The following is a 17,606-nucleotide window of genomic DNA, read 5'->3' on the forward strand; positions in this document are numbered from 1 at the left end:
ACCGTACCGCTCGCACCACCACATGAGCGAACCCGTCATGTTCACAATTGGGCAATCGATCCTGCTGTGCGCGATAAACGGTTGTCGGCTGGATTCGCAGCTACGCCGATTCCAAACCCGCGCTCGTATCCCAGGCGCGGGCGGAACAGATCACTCAAGCCATACTTGCAGGACGGGCGACTCTGTTCCCGCTCGAACCATCATGCGGTGCCGAAGTGGCCGTTCTATGCGAATCAGCATGGCTGAACAACGCGATCAATCAGCGCAATAATTTCTGCCGCTCCATCACGTCACGCGATGACAGCCACGCCGCCCGCCCCCCACTACTCCGTCTCCCGCAGCACCTCCGCCACCGTCCCAAAGATCTCGTCGATCTGCGCGTCGTCGACGATCAGCGGCGGCGAGAACGCCAGAATGTCGCCGGTATAGCGCGTCAGCACCCCCTTCTCGAAGCAGCGCACGAATACGTCGTGGGCCCGCGTGCCGGGCGCGCCCGCGCGCGGCTGCAGTTCCACGCCGCCCACCAGCCCGAGATTGCGCACGTCGATCACGTGCGGCTCGCCGCGCAACTCGTGGATCGCGCGCTCGAACACCGGTGCCATCCGCGCGGCCCGCTCGAACAGTTGCTCGCGTTCATACAGATCGATGGCCGCGCACGCGGCGGCGGCCGCAAGCGGATGCCCCGAATACGTATAGCCGTGGAACAGCTCGATGCCGCCCGGCGCGCCGTTGACAATCGTGTCGTGAATCTTCGCGCTCGCCGCGACCGCGCCCATCGGCGCGGCGGCATTGTTGGTGCCCTTCGCCATCGTCAGCAGATCGGGCGTCACGCCGAAGAACTGCGCGGCGAACGGCGCGCCGAGACGCCCCCAGCCGGTGATCACTTCGTCGAAGATCAGCAGGATGCCGTGCCTGTCGCAGATCTCGCGCAGCCGTTGCAGATAGCCTTGCGGCGGAACCAGCACGCCGGTCGAGCCGGCCACCGGCTCGACGATCACCGCCGCGATCGTCGACGCATCGTGCAGCGCGACGAGCCGCTCGAGCTCGTCGGCGAGATGCGCGCCCCATGCGGGCTGTCCCTTCGAAAACGCCGCTTCCTTCAGATTCAGCGTGTGCGGCAGATGATCGACCGCCGGCAGCAGGCCGCCTGAAAACGCCTTGCGATTCGGCGCGATGCCGCCGACCGAAATCCCGCCGAAGCCGACGCCGTGATAACCGCGCTCACGGCCGATCAGTCGCGTGCGCTGCCCTTCGCCCTTCGCGCGGTGATAGGCGAGCGCGATCTTCAGCGCGGTGTCGACCGCCTCCGAACCTGAGTTCACAAAGAAAATGTGCTTCAGATCGCCCGGCGTATGACGCGCGATTTTCGTCGCGGCTTCGAAGGCCTTCGGGTGGCCCATCTGAAAGGTCGGCGCGAAATCCATTTCCGCGGCCTGCGCCTGCACCGCCGCGACGATCTCGTCGCGGCAATGGCCCGCGTTCACGCACCACAGCCCCGCCGTGCCGTCGAGAATGCGCCGGCCATCGTGCGACGTGTAGTACATCCCCTTCGCGCCCGTCAGCAGACGCGGCGCGCTCTTGAACTGTCGGTTGGCGGTGAAGGGCATCCAGAACGCCGACATATCGGGTGGGCTGACGGCAGTGCGTTCGTTCATGTCGGGTCTCCTCACAGGTGGACTTTCAGTGTAGGCAGCGCGCGCGTCATGCACAAAGACGCGGCGCGCGTGCACCGCGCCCGCGCCCGCGTGCGCCGCTTGCGCCCGCAACCTTCCGCTGGCGGCGAAGCACGCTTCGTTGCGGCGCGGCACGCACCCGAACGAGGCGCGCCGCGCATAGCTGCACCAGTTTCGCGCCGCGGCGTGGCGCCGCCCGTTGCGCGCCATGCATCGCGCACGAGCGCCGCTAGCCGCGCCGCAACAAGCATCACGCGCGCCGCGCGGCGCGATACCGCCCGCATGCGTCGCATGGCATGTGCCTTGCAGTACAGCAGCGGCAAATCGTGCGGGCTCAGCGCTGCTGGCTGAAATCGACGCTCATAAACAGTCACCATCCATGGCAGGGGAAAACACATGAAACGTCGCAGTCTGTTGAAGTTCGGTTCCATGTCCGGCGCGCTCGCGCTCGCGGGCCGCGTGCCGTTCGCGCACGCGCAGCCCGACAGCGGCCCGATCAAGGTGGGGATCCTGCATTCGCTGTCGGGCACGATGGCGATCTCCGAAACGTCGCTGAAGGACACCGCGCTGATGACCATCGCGGACATCAACAGGAACGGCGGCGTGATGGGCCGTCAGATCCAGCCGGTGGTGGTCGACCCTGCTTCGAACTGGCCGCTCTTCGCGGAGAAGGCGCGCCAGCTTCTCACGCAGGAGAAGTGCGCGGTCGTGTTCGGCTGCTGGACCTCGGTGTCGCGCAAGTCGGTGCTGCCGGTGTTCGAGGAACTGAACGGCCTGCTGTTCTACCCGGTGCAGTACGAAGGCGAAGAGATGTCGCGCAACGTGTTCTATACGGGCGCCGCGCCGAACCAGCAGGCGATTCCGGCGACCGAATACCTGATGAGCGCCGAGGGCGGCGGCGCGAAGCGCTTCTTCCTGCTCGGCACGGACTACGTCTATCCACGCACGACCAACAAGATCCTGCGCGCGTTCCTCAAATCGAAGGGCGTGCAGGAAACCGATATCCAGGAGGTCTATACGCCGTTCGGACACAGCGACTATCAGACCATCGTCGCGAACATCAAGACCTTCTCGCAAGGCGGCAAGACCGCGGTGATCTCGACCGTCAACGGCGATTCGAACGTGCCGTTCTACAAGGAGCTCGGCAATCAGGGGCTCAAGGCGTCGGACGTGCCGGTCGTCGCGTTCTCGGTCGGCGAGGAAGAGCTGCGCGGCATCGATACGAAGCCGCTCGTCGGCAATCTCGCCGCGTGGAACTACTTCATGTCGCTGCGCAATCCGGCCAACGAGAAGTTCAAGAAGCAATGGGCCGCGTGGGTGAAGGACAACAACCTGCCGGGCGGCTCGAAGCGCGTGACCAACGATCCGATGGAAGCGACCTTCGTCGGCATTCATATGTGGAAGCAGGCAGTCGAAAAAGCGAAGAGCACCGAGGTCGACAAGGTGCGCGTCGCGATGGTCGGCCAGACGTTCGCGGCGCCGTCGGGCTTCACGCTCGAGATGGACGGCAACCATCATCTGCACAAGCCGGTGATGATCGGCGAAGTGCGCGCGGACGGTCAGTTCAACGTCGTGTGGCACACCAAGGGACCGATTCGCGCGCAACCGTGGAGTCCGTTCATCGCCGGCAATGCGGGCAAGCCGGATGTGGTCAGCTCGATTCCGGCGTTCTTGAGGCGTTCGCGGGTCGCCTGACGGCGAAGCTCGCGGCGGCGGTGTGGTGAGCGGTGCCCGACACGCTCGCGCCGTTCGATAAGCCGCCGCGCGACGCCCGCGCTTCGCTCGAGCGCCGCGAATTCATGTTGCGCGCCCGCTCACGCGCCGATACCACGGCACCGTTGCCCGCTTTATCCGCTCCATCGATCCGCACAGTGCAAAAGGCCACTATGGCGTTTTCATTTCCGACTTCCATGCGGTGCTTCATGCCGCGATCCGCATCACGACTGGCGTTGCGACTGACGCCGCAATCGGTACGCCGATCCGCGCGCCGCGCAAGCGCCATCGCGGCCCTCGTGCTGCTCGCGGCGGGCGCGCCATGCACCGCGTTCGCGCTAACCCAGGCCGACGTCGCGCCGCTCGCCGGCGACGACTTCGAAGCGAAGTCCGCGGCCATCGACAAACTGATCGCGACGCACGACGCCGCATCGCTCGCGGTGCTCAAAGCGCTCGCCGACGACAGCGCGCTCGCCACCGACTCAGGCGCCCTGCTGCTGCAGGACGGCGACAGCACACGCGATGCCGTGACCGGCCGGGCTGTCGCCGCGAACGACGCGCAACCGGTCACGCTGAACAACCTGCTTCGTTCGAAGGTCGCCGGCGCGCTGTCGGGTCTGCAACTCGCGTCGCCGGACAAAGCGACGCGCGCCGCCGCCATCGCCGCGCTGCTGCAAAACCCCGACCCGTCGATCAAGCCGCTCGTCGACGCGGCCCGCGCGAAGGAAACCGATCCCGCATTGAAGAAACGCCTCGACACGCTGTGGGCCATGTCCGCGTTGCACGACGCCGATCCGGCGAAGCGCCTCGAAGCGGTGCAACTGGTCGCCGCGCGGCACGACCTCGACATGAACGAACTGCTGCGCCCGCTGGTCGCGAAGAAAACGGACGGCACTTACACCGAACCCGACGAACGGGTACGCGCCGCCGCGCAAAGCGGCATCGACGAACTCGATGCGATCCAGCGCCGCAGCCAGATCGCCGGCACGCTGTTCGCGGGGCTCTCGCTCGGCAGTGTGCTGCTGCTCGCCGCGCTCGGTCTCGCGATCACGTACGGGCTGATCGGCGTGATCAACATGGCGCACGGCGAATTCCTGATGATCGGCGCATATGCGACCTACGTCGTGCAGAACCTGTTCCAGCGCTTCGCGCCCGGCGCGTTCGACTGGTATCCGCTCTTCGCGGTGCCGGCCGCGTTCGTCGCCGCGGGACTCGTCGGCATCGTGCTCGAACGGCTCGTGCTGAAGCACCTGTACGGCCGCCCGCTCGAAACGCTGCTGACCACCTTCGGCGTGAGCCTGATCCTGATTCAGGCAACCCGCATGCTGTTCGGCGCGCAGAACGTGCAGGTGGAGAATCCGTCGTGGATGAGCGGCGGCGTGACCGTGCTGCCGAATCTGATCCTGCCGTACAACCGGCTCGCGATTCTCGCGTTCTCGCTGTTCGTCGTCGCGATCGCGTGGGCGGTGCTCACGCGCACGCGGCTCGGTCTGTTCGTGCGCGCGGTGACGCAGAACCGCCGCATGGCCGCGTGCGTCGGCGTGAAAACCGCGCGCGTCGATTCATATGCGTTCGCGTTCGGCGCGGGCATCGCCGGTCTCGGCGGCTGTGCGCTGTCGCAGATCGGCAATGTCGGGCCGGACCTCGGCCAGAGCTACATCATCGATTCGTTCATGGCGGTCGTGCTCGGCGGCGTCGGCCAGCTCGCGGGCACCGTGCTCGGCGGCTTCGGCCTCGGCCTCGTCAGCAAGGCGATCGAGCCGTTCTGGGGCGCGGTGCTCGCGAAGATCGCGGTGCTCGTGCTGATCGTGCTGTTCATCCAGAAGCGTCCGCAGGGCATGTTCGCCCTGAAGGGCCGCAGCGCGGAGGCGTGAGATGGCATCGGCAACCTCATCGGCAACCTCATCGGCAAACCCGTCGACAGACCCGTCTTCCGGTTCGACATCGCGCGCCGGCGTTGCAGGCAGCGGCATAACGGGCGCGCGCGACAGCAGCGCCGGCTTCGCGCTCGGCCTGCCGCCACGGCCCGCATTGTTGTCGCGCCGTGCATGGCTCGCGCTGATCGCGCTGATCATCGCGTTCGGTCTCGGCGTGCCGTTCGCCGCGCTCGTGATTCCGGAGACCAGCGCGCTGCATCTGTCCGCGTATGCGATGACGCTCACCGGCAAGTTCATGTGCTACGCGATCGCGGCGCTCGCGCTCGATCTCGTGTGGGGCTACTGCGGCATTTTGAGCCTCGGCCACGCCCTCTTCTTCGCGCTCGGCGGCTACGCGATCGGCATGTACCTGATGCGCGCGATCGGCCACGACGGCAAGTACGGCAGCGATCTGCCCGACTTCATGGTGTTTCTCGACTGGCACCAGTTGCCGTGGTACTGGCAGGGCACGCAGCATCTCGGCTACGCGTTGCTGCTCGTCGTGCTCGTGCCGGCCGTGGTCGCATGGGTGTTCGGCTTCTTCACGTTCCGCTCGCGCGTGAAGGGCGTGTATCTGTCGATCATCACGCAGGCGATGACCTTCGCCGCGATGCTGCTGTTCTATCGCAACGAAACGGGCTTCGGCGGCAACAACGGCTTTACCGACTTCAAGCGCATCGCCGGCTTTCCGATCACGCATCAGGGCACGCGCGCGGCGCTGTTGCTGATCACGTTCGCGGTGCTGATCCTCGCGTTTCTCGGCGCGCGCGCGATCGTCACGTCGAAGCTCGGGCGCGTCGTCACCGCGGTGCGTGACGGCGAAACGCGTTTGATGTTCCTCGGCTACAGCCCGCTCGCGTACAAGCTGTTCGTGTGGACCGTGTCGGCCGTGCTGTGCGGGATCGCGGGCGCGTTGTACGTGCCGCAGGTCGGCATCATCAATCCGGGCGAGATGTCGCCGGGCAACTCGATCGAAATGGCGATCTGGGTCGCGGTCGGCGGACGCGGCACGCTGATCGGCCCGATCATCGGCGCGTTCGCGGTGAACGGCGCGAAGAGCTTTTTCACCGCGAACTTCCCCGAGTACTGGCTGTTCTTTCTCGGCCTGATTTTCGTGCTGGTGCCGCTGCTGCTGCCGAACGGCATCATGGGTCTGGCCGATCTGCTGACGCGCAAAAGGAACCGCTGATGAACGAAAACCCGATGGTTCCCGATCTGGATTTACCCGAAGCACCGCCCGAACGCTCGTTGAGCGGCGTCGCGAACATGGGGCACATAGTCGTGCCCGGCGAGATCGACGTGTCGCACGGCACGATCCTCTATCTGGAGGACGTGACCGTCAGCTTCGACGGCTTTCGCGCGTTGAACGCGCTGACGCTCGCGATCGACGCGGGCGAGCTGCGCTGCATCATCGGCCCGAACGGCGCGGGCAAGACGACGATGATGGACGTGATCACCGGCAAGACCGCGCCCGACGACGGCAAGGTGTTCCTCGGCCAGTCGATCGATCTGACGCGGATGAACGAACCCGCGATCGCGCGCGCGGGCATCGGCCGCAAATTCCAGAAGCCGACCGTGTTCGAGCAGCATCCGGTGTGGGAGAACCTCGAACTCGCGATGAAGACCGACAAGGGCTGGTGGGCGTCGCTGCGCGCGCGGCTCGATCGCGACGCGCAGGCGCGCATCGAGGCAACGCTCGCGCTGATCGGCCTCGAAAGCGAAGCGCGGCGGCTCGCCGGCGAGTTGTCGCACGGGCAGAAGCAGCGGCTCGAAATCGGCATGCTGCTGATGCAGCAACCGGCGCTGCTGCTGCTCGACGAACCCGCGGCCGGCATGACCGACGACGAAACGATGCAGCTCGCCGAACTGCTCAACCACCTGCGCGGCACCTGCTCGATGATGGTCGTCGAACACGACATGGAGTTCGTCGCGGCGTTGGCGGGCGACACCGGCAAGGTCACGGTGATGGCCGAAGGACGCGTGCTCGCGCACGGTTCGCTCGATGAGGTGAAGCGCGATGAGATGGTCATCGAGTCTTATCTGGGTCGATGAACTTGCCCGATGAATCGCGGATTGCACAGGACCTCACGACGATGCTCGAAGTAGAAAAACTGAACCAGTACTACGGCGGCAGCCACATCCTGCGCGACGTGCAACTGACCGTGCCCGACGGCAAGCTGACGGTGCTGCTCGGCCGCAACGGTGTCGGCAAGACCACGCTGCTGCGCTGTCTGATGGGGGTGGTGCCGGCGAAAAGCGGCGCGATCGCATGGCGCGGCGCGCCGCTCACGAAACTGCCGACGCATGCGCGCGTCGCCCAGGGCCTCGCCTATGTGCCGCAGGGCCGCGATATCTTTCCGCGTCTGAGCGTCGAGGAAAACCTGCTGGTAGGCGCGGCGAGCCGAAAGGCGCCGAAGAAAATCCCCGAGCGGATCTACGAACTGTTCCCCGTGCTGAAGGACATGCGCAACCGGCGCGGCGGCGACCTGTCGGGCGGTCAGCAGCAACAGCTCGCGATCGGCCGCGCGCTGATGAGCGAGCCGCAACTGCTGATTCTCGATGAGCCGACCGAAGGCATCCAGCCGTCGATCATCCAGGACATCGGCCGCACGCTGCGGCAACTGGTCGAGGAAATGGGCATGACGGTGCTGCTCGTCGAGCAGTACTACGACTTCGCGAAAGCGATCGCCGATCGCTACTGGGTGATGAGCCGCGGCGAGATCGTCGCCGGCGGCGACGGCGCGAACATGGACGAGGACGGCGTGCGGGCGTTGATTGCGGTTTGACAGTATTGGGTTGATCATCGGCGGAATCGCGCTCGAGCCACCTCGAAACGGCGCACTGGTTACAACCTCGGCGAGCACGCGACGCAACGGAAGTTCGTGCCGTCCCGCCGTGCTTCGCCCTACGCCGCCGCATTCCGGGCAAACCGCTGCGCGCGCGGCAAATTGTCCATGTGACCATGCGTGCTATCCTCGCCGCATCGTAGCGGGAGATGCGATGGACCACGCGAAGCACCGGCGCCATGCGCGCCGCGCCGCCGCCCCTTGTTCTCCCGCTCCATTCCGCCACGCCGCCCGTCCATCCATTCGCATGTCGCTTCACGAAAACCACGCCACGCTCGCCACCGCGCAGCCTGCCGCGCATGCGCCGTGGCGCGCGCGTCTCGAACTCGGCTTCGTCGGCGGCGACGCCCGCACGACGCTCGCGCATCGGCTGCACGACGGGCCGCTGCGCGTGCAACGGCCGCTCTATCCGGAAGGCCAGTCGATCTGCCACGCGGTGATCGTGCATCCGCCCGGCGGCATCGCGGGCGGCGACCAGCTCGACATCGACATCGCGCTCGGCGCGCGCGCGCATGCGGTACTGACGACGCCGGGCGCGACCAAATGGTACAAGTCGAACGGACGCGCGGCCCGGCAACACATCGCGTTACGCGTCGGCGAACACGCGAAGCTCGACTGGCTGCCACAGAACAACATCGTGTTCGACCATGCGAATGCGCAACTCGATTTTTCGCTGACGCTCGCCGACGGCGCCACCGCGATCGGCTGGGACGCGACGCAACTCGGCCGCCAGGCGGCCGGCGAACGCTGGTCGGCGGGAAGTTTGCGCACGGTGTCGCGCATCGTCGGCGCGCGCGGTGAGTTGCTGTGGTTCGAGCGCGCGAGTCTCGCGGCGGATGATCCGCTGCGCGACGCGGCCCAGGGGCTCGCCGGATTTCCCGCGTACGGCACGCTGTGGGCGATCGGTCCGGCCTGCGACGACGCGCTCGCCGAATCGCTGAGCGCGCAACTGCCGTTCGACGATACGCTGCGCGCCGCCGCTTCGTGCGTCACGCACGGCGTGCTGCTGGTGCGCGCGGTATCGCGGTCGATGGAGACGCTGCAGCATTCGCTCACGCGCTGCTGGCTGCAGTTGCGGCCGCTCGTGCACGGCGTTGCGGCCGTGCCGTTGCGGATCTGGTCGACCTGAGCGGCGCGCACCCAAGCCTTTCACCTTCACAACGCCCATCGCGCACCAGCGTGGCGCGCGCGTGCGCCCCAAAGCCGTGCGCGAACCCGCCGCGGACGCCGCGAGGCCTCGCCGCAACGCAATGGCACACAGCTTGCATAGTCTGCCACCGCAATGAAGCGCGGGTTTCGATACGTATTCGACGGCAACCTGCCGCCCCCCATCAACGACGGCCGGTCCGCGCTCCACCACGCCAACATCAAACGACACACCACCACCGCTCACTCACCATGATCCGACTGCTTCCCCGTCCCGCGCGCCGCGCGCTGCTCGCCGCGCTGCTCGTCCTGCCCATCGTCGCCGACCTCGCGTTTCATTCGAGCGCCGCGCACGCCGACACGCTCGACAACATCACGAAGGCCGGCGTGCTCAAGGTGGCCGTGCCCGAGGACTATCCGCCGTTCGGCTCGGTCGGCCCCGATATGAAACCGCAGGGCTACGACATCGACACCGCCGCGCTGCTCGCGAAAGCGATGAACGTAAAGCTCGAACTCGTGCCGGTCAACAGCGCGAACCGCATTCCGTATCTGCAGACGGGCAAGGTCGACCTGGTGATCTCGTCGCTCGGCAAGACGCCCGAACGCGAGAAAGTGATCGACTTTTCGACCGCGTACGCGCCGTACTACCAGGGCGTGTTCGGTCCCGCCGACATCAAGGTGAGCGGCCCCGCCGATCTCACCGGCAAGACGGTCGGCGCGACGCGCGGCGCGCTCGAGGAAATCGCCCTTACGCAGATGGCGCCGAACGCGACGATCAAACGCTTCGAGGACAACAACGCGACCATCGCCGCGTTCCTGTCGGGTCAGGTGCAACTGATCGCGGCCGGCAACATCGTCGCGGCGGCGATTCTCGCGAAGAATCCGCCGCGCCGTCCGGAGCCGAAATTCGTGATCAAGAACTCGCCGTGCTTCGTCGGCATGAACCGGAACGAGCCGCGTCTGCAACAGAAGGTCGACGCCGCGATCGCGCAGGCGAAGCACGACGGCACGCTCGAGGCGATGTCGAAGAAGTGGTTCGGCGCGCCGCTGCCGGCCGATCTGTGAATCTGTAAGCGTGCCGTTAGCCGGACTTGATACCGTGACCGGCTAACCGCGCGTCGTCACGACATCCGGACGACGCCGCCACGACCCGATAACGCCGGAACTCACATCCGATGAAGCTGACACCTCGCGAGAAGGACAAGCTGCTGATCTTCACCGCCGCGCTACTGGCCGAACGGCGCCGCGCGCGCGGCCTCAAGCTGAACTATCCGGAGGCGGTCGCCTTCATCACGGCCGCGCTGATGGAAGCCGCGCGCGACGGCAAGACCGTCGCCGAGGTCATGCACTACGGCACCACGCTGCTCACGCGCGCCGACGTGATGGAGGGCGTGCCCGAGATGATCCCCGACATCCAGGTCGAAGCGACCTTCCCGGACGGCACCAAGCTCGTCACGGTTCATCATCCGATTCCCTGAATCCTTCATCGTCAAGGCGGGCCTCATGATTCCCGGCGAACTCCTCATCGACGACGGCGAGCACGAGCTCAACGCGGGCCGCGCGACCGTCACGGTGGTCGTGTCGAATACCGGCGACCGGCCGGTGCAGATCGGCTCGCACTACCATTTCTACGAAGTGAACGAAGCGCTCACGTTCGACCGCGAAGCGGCGCGCGGCTTTCGCCTGAACATCGCGGCCGGCACCGCGGTGCGCTTCGAGCCCGGCCAGGAGCGCACGGTCGAGCTCGTCGCGCTGGCGGGCGAGCGCATCGTCTACGGCTTCAACGGCAAGGTGATGGGCAAGCTGTGAGATGCCCGTAACGCGCCGCTGCCCGCGCCGCGCGCTTATCGGCTTCGACCGCTTTGCTCCGCCGCCTCTTTGCAACCTGGTTGCTCCGGACCCACACCATGACACTACGCATTGGCCGCCGCGCATACGCGGAGATGTTCGGCCCCACCACCGGCGATCGCGTGCGCCTCGCCGACACCGAACTCGTGATCGAGATCGAACGCGACTTCACGACCTACGGCGAAGAGGTCAAGTTCGGCGGCGGCAAGGTGATTCGCGACGGCATGGGCCAGTCGCAGCGCGTGCATGCGGAGGTGGTCGATACCGTCGTCACGAACGCGGTGATTCTCGATCACTGGGGCATCGTGAAGGCCGACATCGGCATCAAGGACGGCCGTATCGCCGCGATCGGCAAGGCGGGCAATCCCGACATCCAGCCGGACGTGACGATCGCGATCGGCGCGTCGACCGAAGTGATCGCGGGCGAAGGGCTGATCGTGACCGCCGGCGGCATCGATACGCACATCCACTTCATCAGCCCGCAGCAGATCGACGAAGCGCTCGCAAGCGGCGTGACGACGATGATCGGCGGCGGCACCGGTCCCGCGACCGGCACCAACGCGACGACCTGCACGCCGGGGCCGTGGCATATGGAGCGCATGCTGCAGGCGGCCGACGGCTACCCGATGAATCTCGGCTTTCTCGGCAAGGGCAACGTGAGTCAGCCGCGGCCCGCGCTCGAACAGATCGCCGCGGGCGCGATCGGCCTGAAGCTGCACGAGGACTGGGGCACGACGCCGGCCGCGATCGATAACTGCCTTTCCGTCGCCGACGACACCGACACGCAGGTCGCAATTCACACCGACACGCTGAACGAAGCCGGTTTCGTCGAAGCGACGGTGGCCGCGTTCAAGGGCCGTACGATCCACACGTATCACACCGAGGGCGCGGGCGGCGGCCACGCGCCGGACATCATCAAGGTGTGCGGCGAAGCGAACGTGCTGCCGTCGTCGACCAATCCGACGCGGCCGTACACGGTCAACACGCTCGAAGAACATCTCGACATGCTGATGGTGTGCCATCACCTCGACCCGTCGATCACGGAAGATATTGCATTCGCCGAATCGCGGATCCGCCGCGAGACGATCGCGGCCGAGGACATCCTGCACGATCTCGGCGCGCTGTCGATGCTGTCGTCCGACTCACAGGCGATGGGCCGCGTCGGCGAGGTGATCATCCGCACGTGGCAGACCGCGCACAAGATGAAGGTGCAACGCGGCGCGCTGCCCGGGGACAACGCGCGCCACGACAATTTCCGCGCGAAGCGCTACGTCGCGAAGTACACGATCAATCCGGCGCTCACGCATGGCATCGCGCACGAGGTCGGTTCGATCGAGCCGGGCAAGTGGGCCGATCTCGTGTTCTGGGAACCGGCGTTTTTCGGCATCAAGCCGTCGCTGATTCTCAAGGGCGGCATGATCGCGATGGCGCAGATGGGCGACCCGAACGCGTCGATTCCGACGCCGCAACCGGTTCACTATCGCGAGATGTTCGCCACGCGCGGCGGCGCATTGGGACGCACGTCGCTGACCTTCGTGTCGCAACTCGCCGCCGACGCGAACGTCGCCGAACGCTATGGTTTGCGCAAACGCATCGTCGCGGTGAAGAACTGCCGCGGCGTCACGAAGGCCGACATGATTCACAACGCGTGGCGCCCGGCGATCAGCGTCGATCCGGAAACCTATCAGGTGATCGCCGACGGCCAGCTGCTGACCTGCGAGCCGGCCGCCGTGCTGCCGATGGCGCAACGCTACCTCCTGTTCTGATCATGCGCACACTCGACAAGCGGCTCGCGCCGCATCTGAAGATTGCTCCGGTGCTCGTGAAGCGCGCGCCGACCTTGACGCTTGCGTTCGATGAGCGCCGCAGGAGCCGGCTCGCCGCGACGCTCGACAACGGCGAGGAAATCGCCCTGCTGCTGCCGCGCGGCACCGTGTTGCGCGACGGCGATGTGCTCGTTGCCGATGACGGCGGCCTCGTGCGTATCGTCGCGAAACCGGAAGCGGTGCTGCTGGTGCGCGCGAACGATGCGTTGACGTTGACGCGCGCCGCGTATCACCTGGGCAACCGTCATACACCGGTCGAGGTGGGTACCGATTATCTGAAGCTCGAATACGATCCGGTGCTCGCCGATATGCTCGCGCGCATCGGCGCGACGGTCGAACAGGTGTCGTTGCCGTTTCAGCCGGAAGCGGGTGCGTATGGCGGTGGGCATAAGCATGGGCACGACGAGACGTTCGCCGAAGACTATGCGCTCGCGCAGCAGGTGTTTGGTGAGCATCACGGGCATGAGCATGCGGGTTCGCACTCGCATGAACACGATCACGGTCACGATCACGGCGACCACACTCACGACGATTGTTGCGGCCACGCGCATCACCCGCATCATCATGCGCATCGCTGAACTCACCGCGCTGCTGCATCTCGCGTCGCCGGCGCTGCCGATCGGCGCGTTCAGCTATTCGCAGGGACTCGAAGCGGCTATCGAAGCGGGTTTGATCACCGACGCCGATTCCGCGCGCGCGTGGATCGAAAGCGGTTTGACCGACGTGCTCGCGCGCGGCGAGCTGCCCTTCCTCGCGCAGCAGATCGAGCGCTGGCGCTCGCATGACGCCGCGGGCCTCGGCGATGCGAACGCCGAATTTCTCGCGAGCCGCGAATCCGCCGAACTGCGCCGCGAAACCGAACAGATGGGCTGGTCGCTGCGACAGCTATGCGTATCGCTCGAATGGGGCGATGCGTCACGCCGCGCGACGCTCGCGTCGCTCACGCCGCTCGCGCAACCGACCGCGTTCGCCTTCGCCGCTCACGCGCACGACGCCGCCATCGACGCCGCGCTCGCCGCGTACGCGTTCAGTTGGGTCGAGAACCAGGCCGCCGCTGCGCTGAAGGCGGTGCCGCTCGGCCAGCTCGCGGGACAGCGCATCATCGTCGCGCTGCGCGAGCCGATCGACGCGGCGGTCGCGCGCGCACTCGCCACCTCGCGTGAGAACATCAACACGTTCGCGCCGCAGCTCGGCATTCTGTCGGCGCGTCACGAGTCGCAGTATTCGCGGCTCTTCCGCTCATAGCACGACCACACGGTCACACGACCCATCATGAACGCACCTCATCATCCCGCCGCTTCTACGAAGACCCGCACGAAGAAGCTGCCGCCGCTGCGCGTGGGCGTCGGCGGCCCGGTCGGTTCGGGCAAGACCACGCTGCTCGAAATGCTTTGCAAGGCGATGCGCGACCAGTACGACCTCGTCACGATCACCAACGACATCTACACGAAGGAAGATCAGCGTCTGCTGACGGTAGCGGGCGCGCTGCCGGCTGAGCGGATCATGGGTGTCGAGACGGGCGGCTGCCCGCACACGGCGATCCGCGAGGACGCGTCGATCAATCTCGAGGCGGTCGACCGCATGCTCACGCGTTTTCCCGACGCGGACATCGTGTTCATCGAATCGGGCGGCGACAACCTCGCGGCGACGTTCAGCCCGGAACTGTCGGACCTGACGATCTACGTGATCGACGTCGCGGGCGGCGAGAAGATTCCGCGCAAGGGCGGCCCCGGCATCACGAAGTCGGATCTGCTGGTGATCAACAAGACGGATCTGGCGCCGCTGGTCGGCGCGAATCTCGACGTGATGGCGTCGGACGCGAAGAAGATGCGCGGCGAGCGGCCGTTCGTGATGTGCAATCTGAAGGCGCTCGACGGGTTGAGCGAGGTGGTGAGGTTTATCGAAAAGAAGGGATTGTTGAAGGTGTGAAGCTCTTCGCGAATCTGGCGAATCGCCGATACCGATGCGAGTCACCCAAAATGAGACGACGCTGTCTCCCACCGCCGCCATCGAAGCCACGCACTAACCGATGCGTCAGAGTTGGCGCACCACGATCACCGACGACGTGATCGCATTGAAATCCGCCCTGAAATGCACCGAGCTTTTCAGCGCAAGCACCTGCATCGTCTGCGGCTCGATGCCGACATGGCGGAAGATGGACCGGTCGGCGGCCTGCATCGTCCGGGACGAGACGATCGCGCGCACGTCGGTGTGTTCGACACGTAACAAGGCCATCGGACCGAGGTCGATCGGCGATCCGCGCCACATCGGGCCGGTTCCGGTAAAGCGCCCGTCGGTCATGCGTTCGACGATGAATACGGCCTCGTAGGGCAGGTTGCCCGGCGCGTCGGCGCGTCCGCCGAGCGCGAGTTCGATGCGTGAACCGACGCCCGCGGCATGCGCGTCGCTTGCAGCCTGTGCATCGCAGACGACTGCAACCACGGCACGACAAGCAGCCCGTGCGACCAGCGCACGGAGAATCGCGGTATTGTCGGACGCCGCGCCTGCACCGGGGTTGTCGTCGGTATCGCAGAGCACGACCGGCAGGCCGGGTTGCGCGGCGAGGCGGCGAAGCGCTTCGTCCACTGCGGCATCGGGAGAAAGCGGCGCTTCCGTGAAACGTTCCCGCTGCGCTTCGACGGCCTGCGCGAAGCGCGCCGACACGCGTTTTGCCGTGCCCGCTTCGTCCGCATACACGAGCACGCTTTGCTGGCGGCAGGCGACATCCGCCAGCGGAAAGCCGCTCGCCCATGACATCGATACGAGACCTTCGCCGGCTTCCGTGCGTTCGAGCAGCGCCATCAGCGATTGCGCCGGTTCCGCGAGCGTGCATTGCGCGGTAAGCGGCGCAACGAATGCGATGTCGGCCATCGACTTCGCCCACGGACGCCCGCGTTCGACGCGCGCCATCAGCAAACGCGCCGCGCGCACGCCGCTTTCGTCCATGTCGACGTGCGGGTAGCTGCGGTACACGACCATCGCATCGCACAGGTCGAACGAGCGGCGGCTCACGTTCGCGTGCAGATCGAGACTCACGACGATGGGCAGCGCTTCGCCCACGCGGGTGCGTATGCGCGCGAGCAGTTCGCCCTCGGCATCGTCGTGCGAGACGGTCGCCATCGCGCCGTGCAGGTCGAGATACAGGCCGTCGAGCGGTCCGGCATCAAGCAGGCGCGCGATGAGTTCATCCGCGAGCGCATCGAACGCGGCGTCCTCGACGCGGCCCGATGGTGTCGCCGCCGCCCACATCAGCGGCACGACGTTGCCCTCGCCCACGCGTGCATCGGCGGCGAGTGCGGCGATTGCCCCGCTCACCGGCAGGTTCATCGCGCCGAGTGTGGCCGCGATCTGCGCGCCCTTCTGCCAGCCCGGCCATCCACCGCCGAGGATGAAGGCATCGAGCGGCGTCACCGCCGCGTGCGTGTTGGTCTCGTGCTGAATGCCACCGACCGCGATTCTCATCGACGCGCTCTCCGCAAAGCTCAGACCACTGCGAGACGGCGCGGACTGCGCGTCAGCAGCTCGATGCCGTCATCCGTCACGAGCACGGTCTCACTGAACGCGATACCGTTCGCGGACACGTACATGTGGAAGATCATGCCCGTTTCCAGCACCCACTCCGAATTGGTGAGGAACACGCGCGTGAAGTCGCTCGTATGCGGCGTCGATTGCGGATAGTAGCCGAGCGTATAGCCCGTGATGTTCGGGAACGTGCTGCGCAGCCCTGCCGCGAGAATCGCGTCGCGTGCAATCGCGTCGATGTCCTTCGCCACTGCGCCGGGTCGCATCGCGGCGAACTGGCGATCCTGAATCCCGAGCAGTTGCGACGCGATGCGCTGCTGCGCGTCGCTCGCCTCGCCCATCACGGCGGGACGCATGATGCGCGCGCTGTAGCCGTTCACGAAAGGCAGCAGTTCCATATGCAGGATTTCGCCGCGCTCCAGCGGACGGCTGTGCAGATTGCCGTGCAAAAAGGCATCGCCGACTCCGTTGGTGATGGGGCCCGCGCGGCCGGAATCCGCGCCGTGGCGCATGAAGGCGTAGCTCACGGCGGTGGCGGCATCGCGCTCCGACTTGCCGACGCCCGCCACCGCGAGCGCTTCGCTGATGGCGATATCGCCGATGGCCGCCGCGCGGCGCACGTATTCGATTTCGGCGGGCGACTTGCGTGCGCGCAGCGCTTCGAGCACACCGGAGAAATCGCCGAAGCGCGCCTGCGGCAACGCGGCCTTCAGACGGTTGAAGCGGTTCAGTGTCATGCAATACGAATCGCCGTCGAGGCCGATATGTCCCGCGTCCCAGCCGCGCTCGCGCAGCAGTTGCGCGAGCACTTCGATCGGGTCCTGCCAGTCGGAGAAGCCGACATGCTGCGAAAGCCATGTGGTTTCCAGATACGGCAGTTCGTCCATCGAGCGCAGCATGAACACCGGTTCGCCTTCGAGCGGCACCACGCAGGCGCGGTACATGTTCTCCGAGATGCCGAAGCCGCTGATGTAGAACAGAAAGTCCGTCTGATCGATGATCAGTGTGTCGAGCTGGCGCGCGCGCATCGCAGCGCGTACTTTTTCCAGGCGGTCGCGGTATTCGTCGAGTGAAAACAGCAGGTTCTTATCGATGGTCATGGGTCGGGCGCGAATC

General features: G+C 66.2%; 16 protein-coding genes. 13 read left to right on the plus strand and 3 right to left on the minus strand.

Going from position 1 to position 17,606, the window contains the following annotated elements; genetic code table 11:
* Positions 1 to 323: 323 nt before the first annotated feature.
* The gene (locus QM685_RS10630) at positions 324 to 1,655 is read right to left on the minus strand and encodes an aspartate aminotransferase family protein (protein WP_415115533.1); all 1,332 of its coding nucleotides are present in this window, start codon (positions 1,653 to 1,655) and stop codon (positions 324 to 326) included.
* A gap of 414 nt (positions 1,656 to 2,069) precedes the next feature.
* Here QM685_RS10630 and urtA point away from each other — a divergent pair, with 414 nt between their 5' ends.
* The 13 genes from urtA to ureG all read left to right on the plus strand — a co-directional run bounded on the left by urtA (position 2,070) and on the right by ureG (position 14,897).
* The gene (gene urtA, locus QM685_RS10635; protein WP_415115535.1) at positions 2,070 to 3,368 is read left to right on the plus strand and encodes an urea ABC transporter substrate-binding protein; all 1,299 of its coding nucleotides are present in this window, start codon (positions 2,070 to 2,072) and stop codon (positions 3,366 to 3,368) included.
* Between the two features lie 227 nt (positions 3,369 to 3,595).
* On the plus strand, positions 3,596 to 5,260 hold the full coding sequence (gene urtB, locus QM685_RS10640) for an urea ABC transporter permease subunit UrtB (protein WP_415115537.1): 1,665 nt from the start codon (positions 3,596 to 3,598) through the stop codon (positions 5,258 to 5,260).
* A gap of 1 nt (position 5,261) precedes the next feature.
* The gene (gene urtC, locus QM685_RS10645) at positions 5,262 to 6,491 is read left to right on the plus strand and encodes an urea ABC transporter permease subunit UrtC (protein WP_415115539.1); all 1,230 of its coding nucleotides are present in this window, start codon (positions 5,262 to 5,264) and stop codon (positions 6,489 to 6,491) included.
* Positions 6,491 to 7,354 carry an urea ABC transporter ATP-binding protein UrtD gene (gene urtD / locus QM685_RS10650; protein WP_415115541.1) on the plus strand — a complete coding sequence of 288 codons (864 nt, stop codon included), beginning with the start codon at positions 6,491 to 6,493 and terminating at the stop codon, positions 7,352 to 7,354. The genes urtC and urtD overlap by 1 nt, the downstream gene beginning before the upstream one ends.
* Before the next feature lie 41 nt (positions 7,355 to 7,395).
* Positions 7,396 to 8,088: an urea ABC transporter ATP-binding subunit UrtE gene (urtE, locus tag QM685_RS10655; RefSeq protein WP_415115947.1), complete on the plus strand. Its 693-nt coding sequence runs from the start codon at positions 7,396 to 7,398 to the stop codon at positions 8,086 to 8,088.
* Positions 8,089 to 8,395: 307 nt separating this feature from the next.
* The gene (locus QM685_RS10660) at positions 8,396 to 9,277 is read left to right on the plus strand and encodes an urease accessory protein UreD (protein ID WP_415115543.1); all 882 of its coding nucleotides are present in this window, start codon (positions 8,396 to 8,398) and stop codon (positions 9,275 to 9,277) included.
* A gap of 269 nt (positions 9,278 to 9,546) precedes the next feature.
* On the plus strand, positions 9,547 to 10,359 hold the full coding sequence (locus tag QM685_RS10665) for a transporter substrate-binding domain-containing protein (RefSeq protein WP_415115545.1): 813 nt from the start codon (positions 9,547 to 9,549) through the stop codon (positions 10,357 to 10,359).
* A 110-nt stretch (positions 10,360 to 10,469) separates the two neighbouring features.
* Positions 10,470 to 10,772, plus strand: coding sequence for an urease subunit gamma (gene ureA, locus QM685_RS10670; RefSeq protein ID WP_154565940.1), 303 nt, complete (start codon positions 10,470 to 10,472; stop codon positions 10,770 to 10,772).
* Between the two features lie 25 nt (positions 10,773 to 10,797).
* The gene (locus QM685_RS10675; protein ID WP_415115547.1) at positions 10,798 to 11,103 is read left to right on the plus strand and encodes an urease subunit beta; all 306 of its coding nucleotides are present in this window, start codon (positions 10,798 to 10,800) and stop codon (positions 11,101 to 11,103) included.
* Between the two features lie 98 nt (positions 11,104 to 11,201).
* A complete protein-coding gene (gene ureC / locus QM685_RS10680; protein WP_415115549.1) occupies positions 11,202 to 12,908 on the plus strand; it encodes an urease subunit alpha in 1,707 nt (568 codons plus the stop codon).
* Between the two features lie 2 nt (positions 12,909 to 12,910).
* Entirely contained in the window at positions 12,911 to 13,546 is a 636-nt protein-coding gene (gene ureE / locus QM685_RS10685) for an urease accessory protein UreE (RefSeq protein WP_415115551.1), read from the plus strand.
* Positions 13,533 to 14,213 (plus strand): urease accessory protein UreF, encoded by a 681-nt coding sequence (locus tag QM685_RS10690; RefSeq protein WP_415115949.1) that lies wholly within the window; start codon positions 13,533 to 13,535, stop codon positions 14,211 to 14,213. The genes ureE and QM685_RS10690 overlap by 14 nt, the downstream gene beginning before the upstream one ends.
* Before the next feature lie 27 nt (positions 14,214 to 14,240).
* Positions 14,241 to 14,897 carry an urease accessory protein UreG gene (gene ureG, locus QM685_RS10695; protein WP_415115553.1) on the plus strand — a complete coding sequence of 219 codons (657 nt, stop codon included), beginning with the start codon at positions 14,241 to 14,243 and terminating at the stop codon, positions 14,895 to 14,897.
* A gap of 105 nt (positions 14,898 to 15,002) precedes the next feature.
* On the opposite strand, the gene QM685_RS10700 is transcribed toward ureG, so the two are convergent.
* Both QM685_RS10700 and QM685_RS10705 read right to left on the minus strand, forming a co-directional pair.
* Positions 15,003 to 16,430, minus strand: coding sequence for a M81 family metallopeptidase (locus QM685_RS10700; protein WP_415115555.1), 1,428 nt, complete (start codon positions 16,428 to 16,430; stop codon positions 15,003 to 15,005).
* 20 nt (positions 16,431 to 16,450) lie between these two features.
* On the minus strand, positions 16,451 to 17,590 hold the full coding sequence (locus QM685_RS10705) for a M24 family metallopeptidase (protein ID WP_415115557.1): 1,140 nt from the start codon (positions 17,588 to 17,590) through the stop codon (positions 16,451 to 16,453).
* Between the last annotated feature and the right edge of the window lie 16 nt (positions 17,591 to 17,606).

The organism is Paraburkholderia sp. (assembly GCF_047605525.1).
In the GTDB taxonomy this organism is placed as follows: Bacteria; Pseudomonadota; Gammaproteobacteria; order Burkholderiales; family Burkholderiaceae; genus Paraburkholderia.

Excerpts from the sequence above, each read along its gene's own strand:
- QM685_RS10630 (WP_415115533.1), bottom strand. The coding sequence starts at position 1,655 with ATGAACGAACGCACTGCCGTCAGCCCACCCGATATGTCGGCGTTCTGG.
- urtA (WP_415115535.1), top strand. The coding sequence starts at position 2,070 with ATGAAACGTCGCAGTCTGTTGAAGTTCGGTTCCATGTCCGGCGCGCTC.
- urtB (WP_415115537.1), top strand. The coding sequence starts at position 3,596 with ATGCCGCGATCCGCATCACGACTGGCGTTGCGACTGACGCCGCAATCG.
- urtC (WP_415115539.1), top strand. The coding sequence starts at position 5,262 with ATGGCATCGGCAACCTCATCGGCAACCTCATCGGCAAACCCGTCGACA.
- urtD (WP_415115541.1), top strand. The coding sequence starts at position 6,491 with ATGAACGAAAACCCGATGGTTCCCGATCTGGATTTACCCGAAGCACCG.
- urtE (WP_415115947.1), top strand. The coding sequence starts at position 7,396 with ATGCTCGAAGTAGAAAAACTGAACCAGTACTACGGCGGCAGCCACATC.
- QM685_RS10660 (WP_415115543.1), top strand. The coding sequence starts at position 8,396 with ATGTCGCTTCACGAAAACCACGCCACGCTCGCCACCGCGCAGCCTGCC.
- QM685_RS10665 (WP_415115545.1), top strand. The coding sequence starts at position 9,547 with ATGATCCGACTGCTTCCCCGTCCCGCGCGCCGCGCGCTGCTCGCCGCG.
- ureA (WP_154565940.1), top strand. The coding sequence starts at position 10,470 with ATGAAGCTGACACCTCGCGAGAAGGACAAGCTGCTGATCTTCACCGCC.
- QM685_RS10675 (WP_415115547.1), top strand. The coding sequence starts at position 10,798 with ATGATTCCCGGCGAACTCCTCATCGACGACGGCGAGCACGAGCTCAAC.
- ureC (WP_415115549.1), top strand. The coding sequence starts at position 11,202 with ATGACACTACGCATTGGCCGCCGCGCATACGCGGAGATGTTCGGCCCC.
- ureE (WP_415115551.1), top strand. The coding sequence starts at position 12,911 with ATGCGCACACTCGACAAGCGGCTCGCGCCGCATCTGAAGATTGCTCCG.
- QM685_RS10690 (WP_415115949.1), top strand. The coding sequence starts at position 13,533 with ATGCGCATCGCTGAACTCACCGCGCTGCTGCATCTCGCGTCGCCGGCG.
- ureG (WP_415115553.1), top strand. The coding sequence starts at position 14,241 with ATGAACGCACCTCATCATCCCGCCGCTTCTACGAAGACCCGCACGAAG.
- QM685_RS10700 (WP_415115555.1), bottom strand. The coding sequence starts at position 16,430 with ATGAGAATCGCGGTCGGTGGCATTCAGCACGAGACCAACACGCACGCG.
- QM685_RS10705 (WP_415115557.1), bottom strand. The coding sequence starts at position 17,590 with ATGACCATCGATAAGAACCTGCTGTTTTCACTCGACGAATACCGCGAC.